The 15,998-nt window shown below is 57.8% G+C and carries 12 protein-coding genes and 1 pseudogene; 7 read left to right on the top strand and 6 right to left on the bottom strand.

What is annotated here, in order from left to right; translation table 11 throughout:
- Positions 1–55 precede the first annotated feature (55 nt).
- Positions 56–1,570 carry an aminotransferase class I/II-fold pyridoxal phosphate-dependent enzyme gene (locus H6F46_RS09180; protein ID WP_190354556.1) on the bottom strand — a complete coding sequence of 505 codons (1,515 nt, stop codon included), beginning with the start codon at positions 1,568–1,570 and terminating at the stop codon, positions 56–58.
- Between H6F46_RS09180 and H6F46_RS09175 the strand changes: the two genes are divergently transcribed.
- A complete protein-coding gene (locus tag H6F46_RS09175) occupies positions 1,569–1,892 on the top strand; it encodes a YiaA/YiaB family inner membrane protein (RefSeq protein ID WP_242027879.1) in 324 nt (107 codons plus the stop codon). The genes H6F46_RS09180 and H6F46_RS09175 overlap by 2 nt on opposite strands.
- Positions 1,893–1,958: 66 nt before the next feature.
- Here the strand turns inward: H6F46_RS09175 and H6F46_RS09170 are convergent, their stop codons facing one another.
- Positions 1,959–2,126: a hypothetical protein gene (locus tag H6F46_RS09170; RefSeq protein WP_190354555.1), complete on the bottom strand. Its 168-nt coding sequence runs from the start codon at positions 2,124–2,126 to the stop codon at positions 1,959–1,961.
- 65 nt (positions 2,127–2,191) lie between these two features.
- Between H6F46_RS09170 and pdhA the strand changes: the two genes are divergently transcribed.
- Positions 2,192–3,226, top strand: coding sequence for a pyruvate dehydrogenase (acetyl-transferring) E1 component subunit alpha (gene pdhA, locus H6F46_RS09165; RefSeq protein ID WP_099532957.1), 1,035 nt, complete (start codon positions 2,192–2,194; stop codon positions 3,224–3,226).
- A 381-nt stretch (positions 3,227–3,607) separates the two neighbouring features.
- The gene (locus H6F46_RS09160; RefSeq protein ID WP_190354554.1) at positions 3,608–5,122 is read left to right on the top strand and encodes an ABC transporter substrate-binding protein; all 1,515 of its coding nucleotides are present in this window, start codon (positions 3,608–3,610) and stop codon (positions 5,120–5,122) included.
- Positions 5,123–5,153: 31 nt separating this feature from the next.
- Here H6F46_RS09160 and H6F46_RS09155 read toward each other — a convergent pair whose 3' ends face one another.
- Together H6F46_RS09155 and H6F46_RS09150 are read right to left on the bottom strand one after the other, a co-directional pair.
- On the bottom strand, positions 5,154–6,080 hold the full coding sequence (locus tag H6F46_RS09155) for an iron chelate uptake ABC transporter family permease subunit (RefSeq protein ID WP_190354670.1): 927 nt from the start codon (positions 6,078–6,080) through the stop codon (positions 5,154–5,156).
- Positions 6,081–6,088: 8 nt separating this feature from the next.
- Entirely contained in the window at positions 6,089–6,847 is a 759-nt protein-coding gene (locus H6F46_RS09150; protein ID WP_099532945.1) for a metal ABC transporter ATP-binding protein, read from the bottom strand.
- 268 nt (positions 6,848–7,115) lie between these two features.
- Here H6F46_RS09150 and H6F46_RS09145 point away from each other — a divergent pair, with 268 nt between their 5' ends.
- Complete coding sequence (locus H6F46_RS09145) at positions 7,116–8,252, top strand: metal ABC transporter solute-binding protein, Zn/Mn family (RefSeq protein WP_190354553.1); 1,137 nt, start codon at positions 7,116–7,118, stop codon at positions 8,250–8,252.
- 24 nt (positions 8,253–8,276) lie between these two features.
- Here H6F46_RS09145 and H6F46_RS09140 read toward each other — a convergent pair whose 3' ends face one another.
- Complete coding sequence (locus tag H6F46_RS09140) at positions 8,277–10,745, bottom strand: ATP-binding protein (RefSeq protein ID WP_099532943.1); 2,469 nt, start codon at positions 10,743–10,745, stop codon at positions 8,277–8,279.
- 728 nt (positions 10,746–11,473) lie between these two features.
- Positions 11,474–13,759 carry an HAD-IIB family hydrolase gene (locus tag H6F46_RS09135; protein WP_190354552.1) on the bottom strand — a complete coding sequence of 762 codons (2,286 nt, stop codon included), beginning with the start codon at positions 13,757–13,759 and terminating at the stop codon, positions 11,474–11,476.
- Positions 13,760–14,027: 268 nt separating this feature from the next.
- Between H6F46_RS09135 and H6F46_RS09130 the strand changes: the two genes are divergently transcribed.
- The 3 genes and pseudogenes from H6F46_RS09130 to H6F46_RS09120 form a co-directional block, all read left to right on the top strand.
- Complete coding sequence (locus H6F46_RS09130; RefSeq protein WP_190354551.1) at positions 14,028–15,563, top strand: glycoside hydrolase 100 family protein; 1,536 nt, start codon at positions 14,028–14,030, stop codon at positions 15,561–15,563.
- Complete coding sequence (locus H6F46_RS09125) at positions 15,554–15,742, top strand: hypothetical protein (RefSeq protein WP_190354550.1); 189 nt, start codon at positions 15,554–15,556, stop codon at positions 15,740–15,742. Before H6F46_RS09130 ends, H6F46_RS09125 begins: the two co-directional genes overlap by 10 nt.
- A 132-nt stretch (positions 15,743–15,874) precedes the next feature.
- Positions 15,875–15,998, top strand: a pseudogene (locus H6F46_RS09120) (photosystem II D2 protein (photosystem q(a) protein)); the annotation flags it as partial.

The raw sequence follows: 15,998 nt of genomic DNA, 5'->3' as shown, positions 1-15,998 counted from the left end.
GGGAATTTTTCCTTGGGAATTTTTTTTCTTTGGGAACTTTTCAAGGATCCGATCGCTAGTGATCGGCTGAAATGAGGACAAGACATTGTTGAACGCTGAGGTCCGCACAGCCGGTGCAGTCGCCGCCGAGGGCCAGGGTTTGCTGAATTTGGCCGATCGCCTCGGCAGTGATGACTTCTCCAGGCACGATTGCGGGAATTCCCGGTGGATAGGGACAGATCCACTCAGCGGCAATGCGCCCGATCGCCCGGTTAAGGTCGATCGCCTCGGTGGGGCGCTGGCTGGCCTGGCGCGGGGTCAGCGGGGCCGGACTGGGAGGCGCAAGTAACCCGACAATGGCATCCAGCCCCCGATCGGGAGCCACTTGGGGCGATCGCGCCAGGGCCCCCAAAGCCGCCACCAAGCGATCGGCTTCCTGGTCAGTGTTGGCCGGTGTCCAAACAAAGGTTAAGTGCTGGGGGCTGCTGAGTTCGGCGGTGATGCTCCAATCTTGGTCTAACGCTTCATCGGCCTGGTAACCATTCCAACCAACCAAGTGAACGGTCAAGCGCGATCGATCCAGATTTGGCCCCGAAAGCACCCGAATCGCTCGATCGCCCGCCAACTGCGATCGCACCTGATCGACCCGCACCAACGTTTGGCCCCAATCAACTTGACCCCACAGCGCCGCCCGCCGCCGAGCCGCGTCCAAGCTAGCCATCAGCAAGTAGCTGGGGCTGCTGGAAGTGACCCATCGCAACACTTGATTCAGCCGATCGCGATCAATCAAAGCCTGGGAGTGTAGATGAAGCAGCGCCGATTGGGTTAAGGAACCAAGGGTTTTGTGAGCCGAAGCCACCACCAAGTCAGCGCCGGCCGCCAAGGGAGCGATCGGGAGTTCCGGATGCAGCCCAAAGTGGGCCCCGTGGGCCGCATCGACAATTAAAGGAATACCGTGCGATCGAGTGAGTTGGGCGATCGCGGGCAAATCCGAAACCCAACCGTGATAGGTCGGTGACACCAGCAGCACCGCCTTCGCTTGGGGATAGGTCGCCAGGGCTTGGGCGATCGCCTCGGGAGTCACCACCGTGGGCATTTGCCATTCCCGATCGACCGTTGGCCAAACCCAGCAGGGCCGCGCCCCCGCAAGAATTAAACCTGCCAAAACAGATTGATGGGCATTGCGAGCCACAATCAGGGAGTCGCCATCTTGGCAAACTGCCCCGATCGCCGCCACCAGTCCGCTCGTGGCCCCATTCACCAAAAATCGAGTGAGGCCCGCCCCAAAGCAATCGGCCGCCAACGCTTCGGCCGCCGCGATCACGCCCTGGGGAGCCGCCCAATTATCCAACCCATCCAGTTCTGTTAAATCCCAGGCCCAGCAATCGCCCCAAGCATCCGCCAACAGTGGGTCGATCGCCCGGCCCTTATGACCCGGCACATGAAACCGCCCCGATCGACGGCCCGCGCGATCGGCCAGCGCTTTGAGCAGGGGTGCGGCTTGCTGACACTCAGCATGATGATCCGTGTGATGACCCGTGTGATGACCCGTGATTGCGTTTGCGATCGCAAACTGTCCCCCCAATTCCATGCATCCCCATCCTGTATTTCACAATCAATTCATTCAAGAGCCATTCCTTCCACCCAAAACACCCTCTACCATGCGCCACACCACCGCCTGGATCGTCCAAGTTTGGCTATCGTTCCTGTTTTCAACCGGGGGGACAGCCCTTTGCATCTATTACCTTCCGGTCGATACCTGGATGAAATTTGCCATGTCCATGGGTTTGGGTTTCACCATCAGCTCAACCCTGACGCTGGCCAAAACCACCCGCGACCAATATGAAGTCAAACAATTGGTGGCCAAGGTCGAAGAAGCAAAGGTTGAAAAACTGTTGGCCCAACATCATTAACAGAAGGAGACTGAGACATCTCTTGAGGTGCTCGCAAATCACCAATCACCTTGGCTTGGGCAATCTCTAGGGGTAGTCATCCACAACGGCAACCTGACCCGTCGCCCCCGCGCCCAACCAGTGCCGCGATCGCCCAACCGCGCGGGGGCTGCCAAAGTCCGGTACTATGTTGAACTGGATTTCCCAAAAAATTAGCCGCGCAACCGGTGGGATGGCGCAATCGATCGCCGCCACCCTTGCCCAGGCAATCCGAACCCTCTGAATTGACCGACTCAGCCCGCAACCCCAGCACCAGCGAAATGGTACAAGAACGCGTACTTCCCGCAACCCCGACCACCCGCGCCACCGTCACCCGCGAAGAAGGGCTTATGCTCTACGAAGACATGGTGCTGGGTCGCCTTTTTGAAGACAAGTGCGCCGAGATGTACTATCGCGGCAAAATGTTTGGCTTCGTTCACCTCTACAACGGCCAAGAAGCCGTTTCGACGGGGGTGATTCGGGCTTTGCGCCGCGATGCCAATGATTACGTGTGTAGCACCTACCGCGATCACGTTCATGCCCTGAGTGCTGGTGTGCCTGCCCGGGAAGTGATGTCAGAGCTGTTTGGTAAGGTGACGGGTTGCAGCAAGGGCCGTGGCGGTTCCATGCACTTGTTCTCGGAGCCGCACCGCCTGCTGGGGGGCTATGCCTTTGTGTCGGAAGGAATTCCGGTGGCAACGGGCGTGGCCTTCCAAAGCAAGTATCGACGAGAAGCCATGAATGACCCCAGTTCCGACGGGGTGACCGTTTGCTTCTTTGGGGACGGAGCCGCAAACAATGGCCAGTTCTTTGAATGCTTGAACATGGCGGCCCTTTGGAAGCTGCCGGTGATCTATGTCATTGAGAACAATAAATGGGCGATCGGGATGGCCCACGAACGGGCCACCTCTGTACCCGAAATCTACAAAAAAGGCCCCGCGTTTGGGATGCCCGGCGTAGAAGTGGACGGGATGGATGTGTTGGCGGTGCGCGGTGTGGCCCAAGAGGCGATCGCCCGCGCCCGCGCTGGCGAAGGCCCCACGGTCATTGAAGCCTTGACCTATCGTTTCCGGGGTCACTCCTTGGCCGATCCGGATGAACTGCGGGCGAAGGAAGAAAAGGAAGTTTGGGGTAAGCGCGATCCGATCACTCGCCTGGCCGATCACCTGCTTGGTGAAGGATTGGTTAAGGCGGAAGAACTGAAAGAGATCGATCGCCGGATCCAAGAGCATGTGAACGATGCGGTGAAATTTGCCCTCGACAGCCCTGAACCGGATCCCAAGGATCTGTACAAGTACATTTTTGCGGAAGATTAAGCTAGCCAGAACCGTCAAAGATCGAATGAACGGGCTAATCGAAAGCTAAGGCGATCGTCCGTCAGAAACCGCGAAATTCCGCATAAACTGGGGCAAAGGGTCATCCTTCCTGCCCCAGTTTTTGATCGGACAAATCCGACAAATCGGACAAACAGATCGCACAGATTTTCCGATCGAGCGATTGGCGCGAATGATTGAGCGAACCTATCGATCGAAGACTGGCAACAGCAATGGGGCAAAACAGAAATGGTCAAAACCAAGGACTGCCGGATCGGGTCATTGTTGATCGGGTCGTTGTTGATCGGGTCATTGTTTTGATTGATGGGCTGTGGGGTGACCTATTGATCCAGCCATCTTGATCCAGCCATCGCGGTTTTGCCCATGAGTCGTCGCTCCCAAGATGCCCCATTACTGATTACGGCTCTGTTCATGTCCTTGGCCCTGTTGGGCGGGGGCTATTGGTTGGTGCGATCGAACGGTCTTTTGGGCAACGAGGGCCAGACCCCGCCAACTGCTAATCCTCAAGGGGGGCCGGCCCCGTCCTTGAGCAGTGGCGAGCAGGTTTTGTTGGCAGATTCGCCCGATAAGTTGGCGGCGGCCGCGGCGGGACAAGCTGGAGATCCAATCCAGGCGATCGCCCTGTTGCGCAAAAGCCTGCAACAGCGGCCTAACGATCCGGAAGCCCTGATTTATTTGAATAATTGGCTGGCGCGGGAGGCTCCGCAACGGACGATCGCCGTGGTTGTACCGGCGGCTAATTTGCCCGATGTGGCCAAGGAGTTGCTGCGGGGAGTGGCGCAGGCCCAAGCCCAATGGAACCAGGGCGATCGGGAGCGATCCGGCCCGAAACCTGCCTGGCAATTACGAGTGGTGATTGCGGACGACAGCAACAACCCAGTCACCGCCAAGGCCGTGGCCGAAACCCTAGCGGCAGATCCCCGAGTGTTGGGGGTGGTGGGCCACTTCAGCTCCACCACTTCGCTGGCGGCGGCTGGGGTTTATCAACGGGCTGGGCTGCCGATGATTTCCCCTTCCAGCACGGCGGTGACCCTCAGTGGGTTGGGGGATGCGGTGTTGCGAACGGTTCCGAGCGATCGCCAGGCGGGACAGGCCCTGGCAATGGTGGCCCGTCAGCAATTGAAACTGGCGCGGGTCTCGGTGTTTTACAACCCCAAAAGCACTTACAGCCAATCCCTGAAAACGGAATTTGTGCAACAGTTCATGGCCGACGGCCGGGGCCAGGTGCAGTTGCAAGAGATGGGTTCCGAGCCGATCGATGCGCAACGGGCGATCGGTCAGGCCCAATCGTTCAACACGGAGGGCTTGGTGCTGTTTGGGGAACGCCAAAGCCAGGGTAGCGAAGGGTTAGTGCTTTTGGGCGATCGCTCGACGCTGCCGTCAGCTTTGGCGATCGTGGAAGCCAATCAAGGACGGCTGCCGGTGTTGGGGGGCGATTCAATTTATTCACTGGACTTGTTGAAGTTGGGAGCCAGTGCGCAGGGCACGATTCTGGCAATTCCCTGGCATCCCGATTTGCCCCAATCGCTGGATTTTGCCAAGGCCATGCGTCGTCGTTGGGGTGGGGATGTGAATTGGCGAACGGCGATGGCCTACGATGCGGCCCAGGCTTTGATTCAAGCAATTAATCAGGAAATTACTCAAAAACCAGACCAAAAACCGGTTTCCGGCAGTGATCTGAACGAGGCCCAAGACCCCACGCGATCGGCTGTGAAGGCTGCGTTGCATCGGCCAGATTTCCAAGCGGCGGGGTCTTCCGCTTCCGTGCGCTTTGCCAATACGGGCGATCGCTCATTGCCCCTGGTGTTGATCACGGTGCGGGAGGGCAATCGATCGGGAACGGGGTTTGATTTCCGGCTGTTGAATCCTGGCCCCTAAGCGCCCAATTTTTGCTGATTTCTGTTGATTTCTAGGGATCGGTTCCGTCTGTGGATTCTGAGTCGATCAAGCTGGAATCGATCGAGCTGGAATCGATCGGGGCGTGGCCCGCGGCCTTGGCCCGCCAGCCTTGGAACAAAACCCCCTGACGCGGGCTAAACAACAGCGACAGCACAAAGAACCCGGAAGCCACCAGCACGATCGCCGGCCCCGAAGGCAAATTGAAAAAATAACTGAGATATAGCCCCGCCACGCTGGAGCAACAACCCAACAGGGCCCCTAGCCCCATCATTTGGTGGAGTCGAGGGACGAGCAAATAGGCTGTGGCTGGCGGCGTAATCAACAGGGCCAACACCAACACCACCCCCACCGCCTTCATGCTGGCCACGATCGTGATCGCGATCGCGGTGGTCAGCCCCCAATCTAGCCAACGGACGGGCAAGCCAGCCGCTTGGGCCCCGAGGCGATCGAACGTATAAAAGTGCAGTTCCTTATAGCAAAGGGCGATCGCTCCGAGCACCAGCGCCGCCGCCAGCCCCGTGTCCCACAGGTCACCGCTGGTCACCGCCAGAAGGTTGCCAAACAGGAAATGATTGAGATCGATTTTGTTGTCTTTTTGGATTGTGGTGATCAGCACAATCCCCAGGGCGAAAAAGGCCGAAAGGACAATGCCCATGGCCGCATCTTCCTTGAGGGGCGATCGATTGCGGATAAAGTCAATGGCCGCCGCGCTTACCAACCCAGCCACCAGGGCCCCTAGGAACAAGCTGCCACCCATGGCAAAGGCGATCGCCAAGCCCACCAACAGAGAATGGCTGATGGCATCGCCCAACAGGGCCATGCGCTGCACCAAAAGATAGCTGCCCGTGCAGGCACAAAGCAGGCCCACCACCACCGCCGCCACCAACGATCGCTGAAAAAAGGTGTATTGCAGCGGTTCCGCTAGGGCTTGCAGCAGCCCGTCCATTAGGCGGCCTCCTGGAAAAATTTCACCCGGCTGCCATAGGCCCGTTGCAAATTCAGGTCATTCAACACCGCCGCCCGATCGCCCGCGGCCACCAGTTGGCGATTGAGCAGCACCAAATCATCAAAATGGGTAATCGATTCGCCCAAGTCATGATTCACCACCATCACCACCTTGCCGTCTTGGGCCAGTTCCCGAAACAGGTCAAACAAGATAGCTTCATTGCGCCGATCGACCCCCACGAAGGGTTCATCAAAACAAAACACATCCGCTTCTTGGGCGATCGAGCGTGCCAAAAACACCCGCTGCTGTTGTCCTCCCGATAGCTGAGCGATCGGGCGATCGCGCAATTCCCACAGGCCCACCCGCTCCAGGGCCGCCCGGGCCGCTTGGCGGCTGGTGTTGGAAAAGGGCCGCAGCCAGCCCGTTTTGCGCGTTCGCCCCATCAACACCACATCCCAAACCGTGGCCGGGTAATCCAAATCCACCTGCGATCGTTGGGCCACATAGGCCACGCGATCGAGCTGTTGTTGCAAAGGGCGATCGCCATAGACCACCCGCCCCGCCGCGATCGGCACCAGGCCCAGCATGGCCTTCATCAGGGTGCTTTTGCCCGCCCCATTGGGCCCCACCACGCCCGTCAGCCGTCCGGGCTGGATGCGCAAACTCACATCCAGGAGCGCCTGCACGCCGCGATAGGCAGCATTTAAGTGGTCAATTTCGATCGCATGAGTGCTCATCATCATTGGAGTTGGGCCCATGGGCAAAAAAAGTCCAGATCAAATCGTGCGAAATGACCTGAACCCGATCTAGCAGCTACCTGCCTTTCACGATATCAAACCGAGAAAGATCATGAAAAGATTATGAATGCAATTATGAAATGATAATGAAAGTTAAGTCAAGCCCTCCCAGTGCTCTGATTGGGGCCAGGCTGCGGGCCCTTGGGCAAAAACACCGCGATCGGGCTGGGGTTGGCCCCGGTCTTGGACTGCTGGCGGTGGCTTGATGATGGCAATGGAGAAACGGCACATGATTCGACCCTTAGAACCCCGAAAACCACGGCAGAAATTACCCCAATTACCCCAGAAAGCACGCCAGCAATTACGCCAGCAATCACAACTGGCATCACTGCGAAAACACCACACAACCGGCCAGCCCTCGATCGGGCAGCGGGGCCCCGGTTTTTCTTGGGGGCGATGGCTGGGCAGTTTGGGGATTGGGGTCTTGCTGGTGAGCTGTGGGTTAGGAGAACGATCCAGTGGGCCCGATCGGCCCACGGTGGTGGTCACCAACACGATCTTGACGGACTTAACCCAACGGGTGGCGGGTGATGAAGTGATCGTGAAAGGTTTGCTCCGACCCGGTGATGACCCCCACCTCTATGAACCCGTGCCGCGCGATACGGTGGCGATCGAGCGAGCAAATCGGATTTTTTACAATGGCTATAACCTGGAGCCGGGAATTATTAAGCTGATTCAATCTTCAGGACAGACGGCAAAGGCCGTGGCGATCGGGGAGCGAGTGCCGGCCCTCACCTTGACTGAGCAGGGGGCAACGGTTCCGGATCCCCACGTGTGGGGCAGTGCCCGCAATGGAATGGTGATGGTGATGGCGATTCGGGATGAATTAAGCAAGCTTTCCCCGGGCGATCGGGCGGAGTTTGTGGCCAATGCCGATCGGTTGTTGGGGGAACTCAAACAGCTTGATCAATGGATTGGTGTCCAAATCCAAACCATTCCCGCCGCCCAGCGACGACTGGTGACCACCCACGATGCTTTTCAGTACTATGCCCAGACCTATCGGATTCCAGTGCTCGGAACCCTGATTGGCATTAGCACGGAGGAGCAACCCAGCGCCCAAACCATGGCCCGGATGGCGGCGGCCATTCGCCAAGCCAAAGTGCCAGCAATTTTTGCAGAAACAACCATTAACCCGGCTTTGATTGAGACGGTGGCGGCTGAAAGTGGGGTCGCCCTGGCTCCCGACAAGCTCTATGCGGATTCGATCGGGGTGGCTGGGGGGCCGGCCGAGAGCTACGTGAAGATGTTGGCGCAAAATACGCGGGCGATCGTGCGGGCCTTGGGTGGGCACGATCGCCCCTTTACGCCAAACCTTGCGCCCGCCAGCGCACCCACTCCCTCAAGCGCCCCAGCCATGCCGCGTTAGGCTGGTTGGCCAAACTGCAACCGCTCAGGTGCGGCAACTGGGCGGCAGGGGCAGCAACACCGGCAGTCGAATCACAAATTCTGTGCCCCATTCCGGGTCGGAGGTCCAGTCGATCGTGCCGCCGTGATTTTCCACCACAATTTGATAAGTGATGGACAGGCCCAAGCCCGTGCCGCGACCCACGGGCTTGGTGGTGAAGAAGGGATTAAACAGATGGGGGCGAATGTCGTCAGAAATCCCATAGCCCGAATCACGAATGGCAATTTCCGCGATCGATTGGGGGCCGTTGCTCAACAGGCGAGTGCTGATTTTCAAGATGGCGGGCCGATCGATCGACTCCATCGCGTCAATGGCATTGCCAATGAGGTTCATCAACACCTGGGCCATCTGCCCCCCATGGCAGGTCACCAGGGGCAATTCTCCCCGATCGATCTCCAATTGAATGCCCCCAAACCGCCCATTGGGTTCCAGTCGGTGGCGCAGGAGGGTGAGGGTTTCGTCCAAGCATTCGTGGAGATTGGTGGGTTTCATTCCTGCCCGATCGAGGCGAGCAAAGTTGCGCAGGGAAAGGACAATTTGCCGAATTCGCTCCGCTGCCAACCCCATGGCTTCTAGGAGTTTCGTGAAGTCTTGGCGAACAAAGGTTAAGTCAATGTCCCGCAACAGTTGGTCGATCGCCTCGTGGGCTTCGGGATAGGTCGATCGATAGGTGTCAATCACCCTCAGCAATTCCGCCAAATATTGCCGGGCATATTTCAAATTGCCATGGACAACGGCGATCGGGTTGTTGATTTCGTGGGCAATGCCGGCCACCATTTGCCCCAAGCTGGACATCTTTTCGCTTTGAAACAGTTGCATTTGGGTGGACTGCAACTCATCCAGGGCTTGGGCCAGGCGATCGGCCTGGTCGCGGGCTTGGCGGGCCTTGTCTTGGGCATCGGTGTAAAGGGCCGCTTGATCCAGGGCGATCGCCAATTGGTCGCACACCCCCCGCAACAGGCCCACCTCGCTTTCGCTCCAAATGCGATCGCCCCGATGCTCCACACAGGCCACCGCCCCCAAAAAGGTGGTGCGGCTGCCCTGAACCGGCAAAATCAACGCGGCCCCCGCCGACAGTTGCGCCAAAAATTCCTGCACCGTAATCGCCGCCGGCCGCACCACCTCATCGGTGCAAACAATTTCCCACTGCAACAGCAACGGCGCAACTCCCGCCGCCAAGCCGTGTAACTGCTTGCCCACAAAGCTTGGTAGACCGCCCTGGGCCGACTCGGCCGCCACTTCCCAATAGGATTGCTCCAGGAAGGTCACATCCTTGTTCACCGGCCGGGGGCAATAGTTCAAAAACAAGCAGCGATCGACATGCAGCAGCGATCGAATCTCCTGCACCGCCGCTTGCAAAACCACTTCCACATCCAGGGATTGGCGAATTTGCCCCGCCAACCGAAACAGCAGCGCCTCCCGCCGCGACATCAGGGCCTCGCGGGCCCAGGCTCGGTCAATGGCCATGGCCAAGACGCTGGCAATCCAACCCAGGGCCCCATGTTCCGCCGACACCATGGGCCGCCGCCCAAACAGGGCCATCACCCCCACCAATTGGTCATCCACAATCAGGGGATAGCCCGCAAAGGCCACAACCTGCTCACTGTCGAGCCAATCGCGGGCCTCAAAGTTGGGGTCGGTGGCGGTGCAGTTGGTCAGGTAGGGTTGGCGACTTTGGGCGATCGCCCCCACCAAGGAAGCCCCGATCGGGATATAGGTGGGAAATTCCGCCACCAGGGAATGTTGGCCGGCTGAGGCTCGCAACTCCAGCAACCGCGCCTCCCGGTTATAGGTCCAAACCCGCACAAAGGGCACTTGCAGGGCCCCGGCGATCGTTTGGGTGCAACGTTGCAACACTTCCGACAGCGATCCCCCAGAAGCGAGGGCCGCCCCCACCTCTGCCTCCAACTTGGACAGCCGGGCCCGTTCAATTAACACCCGATCGGCCAAGCGCCGTTCTGTGATGTCGTGGCAGTTCACCACAATGCCGCGCACGGCCGAATCGTCCAGCAGATTGGTGGTGACCGCATCAAAAAAACGCCAAGAGCCGTCCCCATGGCGCACGCGATAATCCGACAGCCGTTGACTCACGCCGGGTTGGGCCAGGGCCGCCGCGATCGTGCCTTGGACGGCGGGCAAATCTACCGGATGCACGAAGTTTTCGACCGGTTGCCCCACGGTTTCAGCGGAGGTGTAGCCCAAAATGCCCTCGGTGGAGGGGCTGACGTAGCGAAAAATTCCGCAACTGTCCAAAATCACTACAATATCCGTGGCTTTTTCAATCAGAGATTGAAAATTGACCTGATGCTCATCAAAGCTCACGGCCCGGTAGGGGGGAGCCGAATCGGCCTCCGGGTGCAGAGCAATGCTCGCGTCAGGTTCTGACCGAGACGGTGGGGTCGATGGTGAGGTCGATCCAGCAGGAGATGAGGCGGTGCTGAACGGGTCGGTCATGGGGCTAGGCAACAGGACTTCTCGAAGGCAGGATGACGGATCCCCAGGGGCGATCGCACGGGACGATCAACGCTTCCCATACGTTAACAACAGTCTGAAAGGACGGCCTGAATTATTTTGGGAAGAATTGCTTTGGGAAGAATGACTTTGGAAAGTCCGTCGGGAATGATTGGGGGACTGGGTTGAAGCTGAGGAGACTGGGGCCAGCGGCTTGCGGGCATGACTCCAGGGCAATAGAGGCACAAGCGAATGGGGCAGGGCAGCACGCGATCGGCCATGGTGCAAGAGGCTTGGTTTGAGCAAGCGACAATTCCCTCAGCACAGACTAACTGAGATTACCCGGACGCTGCCGCAGAAAGTCCCGATTTCAAGGTTTTGATTCGCTCCCTGAAGCCCACCAAATTAGAGATGCGAACAGAGATGCAAACTGACATCTAGACTGATCCACCAACCGATCGACTAGCCGATCGACCAGCCGATTGATCAGCCGATCTATAAAACAGAAAACAAAACAGAAAACAGATGCGGGCTAAGCAGCCTCGCCAGGATGGGACTGCTGAACCCGCATGGATGTTGTTGGAGTTGCCCGATCCCTCATGATTTGAGCATGAGACCCTGCTAGCTTCCGTCGCAACGATCACGCTTCGGAGGCCAACCAGCGCCCGATCGAGCACTGAATTATGGGAAGGAGCGGTTTTGGGATGTGACTTGGTTGTCGCCCATTAGGCTCAAGACAGGGCCCGCTGCAAGGTTGACTGTTTGGGGCCACCGGGGCGATCGCCCGAAATTGAGCTGCTACCGAAACGGGCGATCGGGCTGGGATATACCAACGGGGACGGAGGCTGATCGCCAAAGCCAGGAATTTGGTAATGGGCCAACCCTTCCAAAATGCCCCAAGCGTAGTGCCCTCCGGCAAAGTAGATGTTTGGATGAGTGCGCAGCCGATCGAGTTCGCGGCTGTGGTTCCCCACCACCACGGCCCGGGTGTTGCCCCGCAGCATGGAAACATCATTGCCCGAATCGCCCGCCACCAGCAGGTTTTTGATCAAAAATCCCCACTTCAGAGCGCAGTAGCGAAGGGCATCGCCCTTGGAGGCACGCCAGGGCAAAATATCTAAATATTGCCCATGGGAGCTAATTAGCCGGACATTTAGCCCCTGACGGCGCAGATATTGGCGAATTTGGCGAACTTGGGGCGCAATTTGCGGATCAATCCAATAGCTGATCTTGTGTGATCGCTGGTTGGCAGCGGGCTGCAACACCAGGCCTTCCATGTCGTTCAAGGCGTTGCGGATGGCGTTCGGTTGCCAATTGTGGCTGATGTATTGTCGCCAACGGGTGTCGGGAACCAGGTCGGGGCCGTAGTGAATTTCGCTACCAACGGCCGTGATCAACACATCCGGGAGCGGAATTTGCCAATCTTGCAGGGTTTCGAGGGCGCTGGGCAGGGTGCGCCCGGTGGCCACACCAAACCCGATCGCCCGATCGTCCACCAGCAACTGGGCCAAGAGCTGATCCAGTCCTTCGCGATCGCCAATCAGGGTGTTGTCAATGTCGGAAATGAACAGATGTTCTGCCCGAATCAGCGGATTCGTGGAAACCTCCCGCCGCTGGCGATGGGCCGGGGTGGTGACGCTGAGGGCGCTGCCCACATGCAAGGCCTTGGGTTGCAGCAGTTGCCGAATCTGTTGCAGATATTTTTCCGTATGGGCTTCCCAGGAAAAGGTGCGTCGCACGCCTGCCAAACCTTGCTCAGACCATTGTTGCCAACGATCGGGCTGGGTCAAGGCTTGGTAAAGGGCCGATCGAATTTGGTCAAGATTTAACGGATCCACCAACTGCCCGTTGGCACAGGCCGCCAGAATATCGCGCGGGCCGCCGTCATTGGTGGCCACCACCGGCAAACCGCTGGCCGCCGCCTCAATCAACGTTAAGCCAAAGGGTTCCGTCAGGGCCGGATTAATGAACACGCCCCGAGTTTGGGTGGCCAGGCGGTATAAATCCGCCACGTCGGTGCTTTGGTGTTGCTTGGGATAGGCCACCTTGCCGTAGAGATCGTAGCGATCGATCAACAGCATCAGTTCCGTCATCACCTGCCTGGGGCCCGGCTCCATGGCTGCAATGTCCGTTCGGCTGCCCAGCACCAACACCAGGTTGGCCAGGGATTGCAACTCCGGCGACTCGCCATAGGCCTGCACCAAACTGGCCACATTCTTGCGCCGCTCTGCCCGCGACAGGGCCAGGATCATCGGCTTTTGCGGCTCGGTGAGGAATCGATCGAGCTGGGTTTGGATCGGTGGGGTGGGCCATTGGTCCGGCGGTGGATAGAACTGCTGCAGCTCCGTGCCCGGCGGAATCACCACCATCCGATCGGGCTGGTAATTGTCATAAACCTGATATTGCTCCTGCACTTCCTGTTGTGTGCTGGCCACAATCAAGCTGGCACTGGCCAGGGTGACTTCCTCCGCTTCAATGCGGGTGTTGAAGTGAAACTGCTCCTCCAGGGCGGCCGGCTTGCTGCCTTGCTCCAACATCCGCTGCAACTTCACCCGCCCCAGTGAATGGCCCGTATGTACCAGGGGTACCCCCAGCCACCCGGCCACCCGGGATCCCACATAGCCCGCATCGGCGTAGTGACTGTGAATCAAATCCGGCGTGCGGCCCACCGTGCGCAGGTAGCGCAAGACTTCATCGGCAAAGATATCGAGATGGGGCCAAAGTACCTCCTTGCGCAGATAGCGACGCGGCCCGGCCGGCAGCCGAACGATTTGCGATTTGGGGCTGAGGGGTTCAATGGGCTGGGCATAGTCGGCGCTCACTTTCGGGTCTTGGATGCGGCGAGTGATGAGATCGACCCGATCAATTTCTGGACGCTGGGCAAGCGATCGCGCCAGCTCCACCACGTACTTGGTTTGACCACCCGTATCAGCATCGCGGCCTAGTTCCAAATTGCTGCCCCGCAGCAGGCCGTGAATGCTAATGGTGACGATATACAGGTTTTTCAAGTCAGTCATGGTTCTGTTGGAATCCTCCATGAACAGCCCGTTCTTCAGCGATGGGTAATGACCAATGACCCTCGGGATGCTGAATCGAGCCTTGAGTAACTCGGCAACTGACGGTGAAACGACTGGTTGAACGACCGGCCGAAACGTGCCGCTCGGCCTCTCCAGCATAACCAGCGAATTTTGAGTAGCTTGGAGGGGTTACCCGAACCTCAAATTGCCCGGCGATCGGTTAAGCACCGGCCACAAGGCGATAGATTTCCGCTAAGGATTTGCATTTATGGCTCGATTTGACAGCGTTCAAAGTATTCATCACGCGCGGCATTTGCTCTATGACAAATCAATTGTTTACTGTCGAGATCGCCCCGTGGGAACCTTTGCCGCCTTGCCACAACCTCGGCGCGATCGACCCGATGCCCCGCCGGATCCTGACCTGAATTACAACGAAGTTTTCATCCGGGATAACGTACCCGTGATGATTTATTTTTTGCTGGATGGACGAGCGGATTTACTGCGAGATTTCCTAGATATTTGCCTGGACTTGCAAAGCACCGATCCCCAAACGGAAGGCATTTTTCCCAGCAGCTTTTATGTGGAACCCAACAGCCAAACCCTGGTGGCTGACTATGGCCAACGGGCGATCGGGCGGGTTTCCTCCGTTGATGCCAGCCTTTGGTGGCCGATTTTGGCCCATGTTTATGTGCAACGCACGGGCGATTGGAGTTGGAGCCAACAACCCAAAGTCCAACAGGGAATCCAGCGGTTTCTGCGGCTGATTTTGCATCCTTGGTTTCGGCACGCTCCAACCCTTTACGTACCCGATGGAGCCTTCATGATCGATCGTCCCTTGGATGTGTGGGGCGCACCCTTAGAAATTCAAACCTTGCTGTATGGAGCCTTGCTCAGTTCCGTTGTTTTAATTCATAGCGATCTGAAGGAAAAAGTGATTGGTAGCACTGCCGGATCGGCAGCCCTCACCGATCCCTTTATCCGGCAGCAAATTTGGCAATTACGATACGCCACTGCCCTGGCCCGTCGCCTGCGTCGCTATCTGCTTCAGCACTATTGGATTAATGGCAAAACCATTCAAATCCTCCGCCGTCGCCCCACTGATCAATATGGTGAGCGAGTCTCCAATGAATATAATATTCGCACCGAAACGATTCCCCACTGGTTGCAAACCTGGCTGGGCGATCAAGGGGGATATCTGATTGGTAATATCCGTACAGGTCGCCCCGATTTTCGCTTTTTTTCCTTGGGCAATTGCTTGGGCGCGATTTTTGATGTGCTCACCTTTTCCCAACAGCGTGCCCTCTTTCAATTGGTGCTGAATAACCAAGCCGATTTGTTTGGAGAAATGCCTTTGCGCATTTGCCATCCTCCGTTGGATGCCAGTGATTGGCGCAATAAGACCGGGTATGACTCCAAAAATCGCCCCTGGTGCTATCACAATGGCGGTCACTGGCCCTGCCTGCTTTGGTATTTTGTGGTCGCTGTTTTGCGACATCAACAAACGTCAACCACGCCCTACTATCGCTTTGGACATTTGCATGAGTCGCTCTGGGATTGCTTGCAAGATGCCTATCAGGTGTTGTTGAAGCGGTTACCGGAACAAAAATGGCCGGAATATTTTGATGGGCCCACGGGGGTTTGGTTGGGGCAAGAGGCGCGTCTTTACCAAACCTGGACTTTTACGGGCCTGCTGTTGGTTCATCATTTTTTGAATAAGCCGGCCGATGCCACGGTGTTGGATATGCCGGGATTGCGATCGATCCTGTCGATCGAGGCGCAATATCAGGATTTGCGATGGGATTGAGGACGCTGGCAGCCAACGCGATCGCCCATGGCGACCGAACCAGGCCCCGCAGCGGGCGATCGCGTGAGTTGCCGGTTCGGGCCCGGCGATCGCCCCAGGGCCCTGCCCTGAGCATCGACCCGCAAAATGCCGGGGAACTCCCGGCCGAATTCCTGGGGCGATCCCCTAGCCGGATTTAGGTAAAGAAAGTTAAACTTTTCTGAGAGTGATTGTGGCGATTCGATCGCTTTGTGCTTAGTCGCCCTTGGCCATCGATCATCCCTGACCTCTCATTTTTGTCATTTATTTCCCTTCTTACTCGGAGTTCTTCCATGACCATCGCAGTTGGACGCGTGGGCACGGAACGCGGGTGGTTCGACGTAGTGGACGACTGGCTGAAGCGGGATCGCTTCGTCTTCGTCGGCTGGTCGGGTCTGCTGCTGTTCCCCTGCGCAT

It is taken from the genome of Limnothrix sp. FACHB-1083 (assembly GCF_014696485.1).
Taxonomy (GTDB): Bacteria; Cyanobacteriota; Cyanobacteriia; order CACIAM-69d; family CACIAM-69d; genus CACIAM-69d.
This window is presented reverse-complemented; position numbering and strand designations above follow the sequence as displayed.

Coding starts and splice junctions, on each gene's coding strand:
- H6F46_RS09175 (WP_242027879.1), top strand. CDS start 1,569: ATGCATCCCCATCCTGTATTTCACAATCAATTCATTCAAGAGCCATTC.
- H6F46_RS09180 (WP_190354556.1), bottom strand. CDS start 1,570: ATGGAATTGGGGGGACAGTTTGCGATCGCAAACGCAATCACGGGTCAT.
- pdhA (WP_099532957.1), top strand. CDS start 2,192: ATGGTACAAGAACGCGTACTTCCCGCAACCCCGACCACCCGCGCCACC.
- H6F46_RS09160 (WP_190354554.1), top strand. CDS start 3,608: ATGAGTCGTCGCTCCCAAGATGCCCCATTACTGATTACGGCTCTGTTC.
- H6F46_RS09150 (WP_099532945.1), bottom strand. CDS start 6,847: ATGGGCCCAACTCCAATGATGATGAGCACTCATGCGATCGAAATTGAC.
- H6F46_RS09145 (WP_190354553.1), top strand. CDS start 7,116: ATGATTCGACCCTTAGAACCCCGAAAACCACGGCAGAAATTACCCCAA.
- H6F46_RS09140 (WP_099532943.1), bottom strand. CDS start 10,745: ATGACCGACCCGTTCAGCACCGCCTCATCTCCTGCTGGATCGACCTCA.
- H6F46_RS09135 (WP_190354552.1), bottom strand. CDS start 13,759: ATGACTGACTTGAAAAACCTGTATATCGTCACCATTAGCATTCACGGC.
- H6F46_RS09130 (WP_190354551.1), top strand. CDS start 14,028: ATGGCTCGATTTGACAGCGTTCAAAGTATTCATCACGCGCGGCATTTG.
- H6F46_RS09125 (WP_190354550.1), top strand. CDS start 15,554: ATGGGATTGAGGACGCTGGCAGCCAACGCGATCGCCCATGGCGACCGA.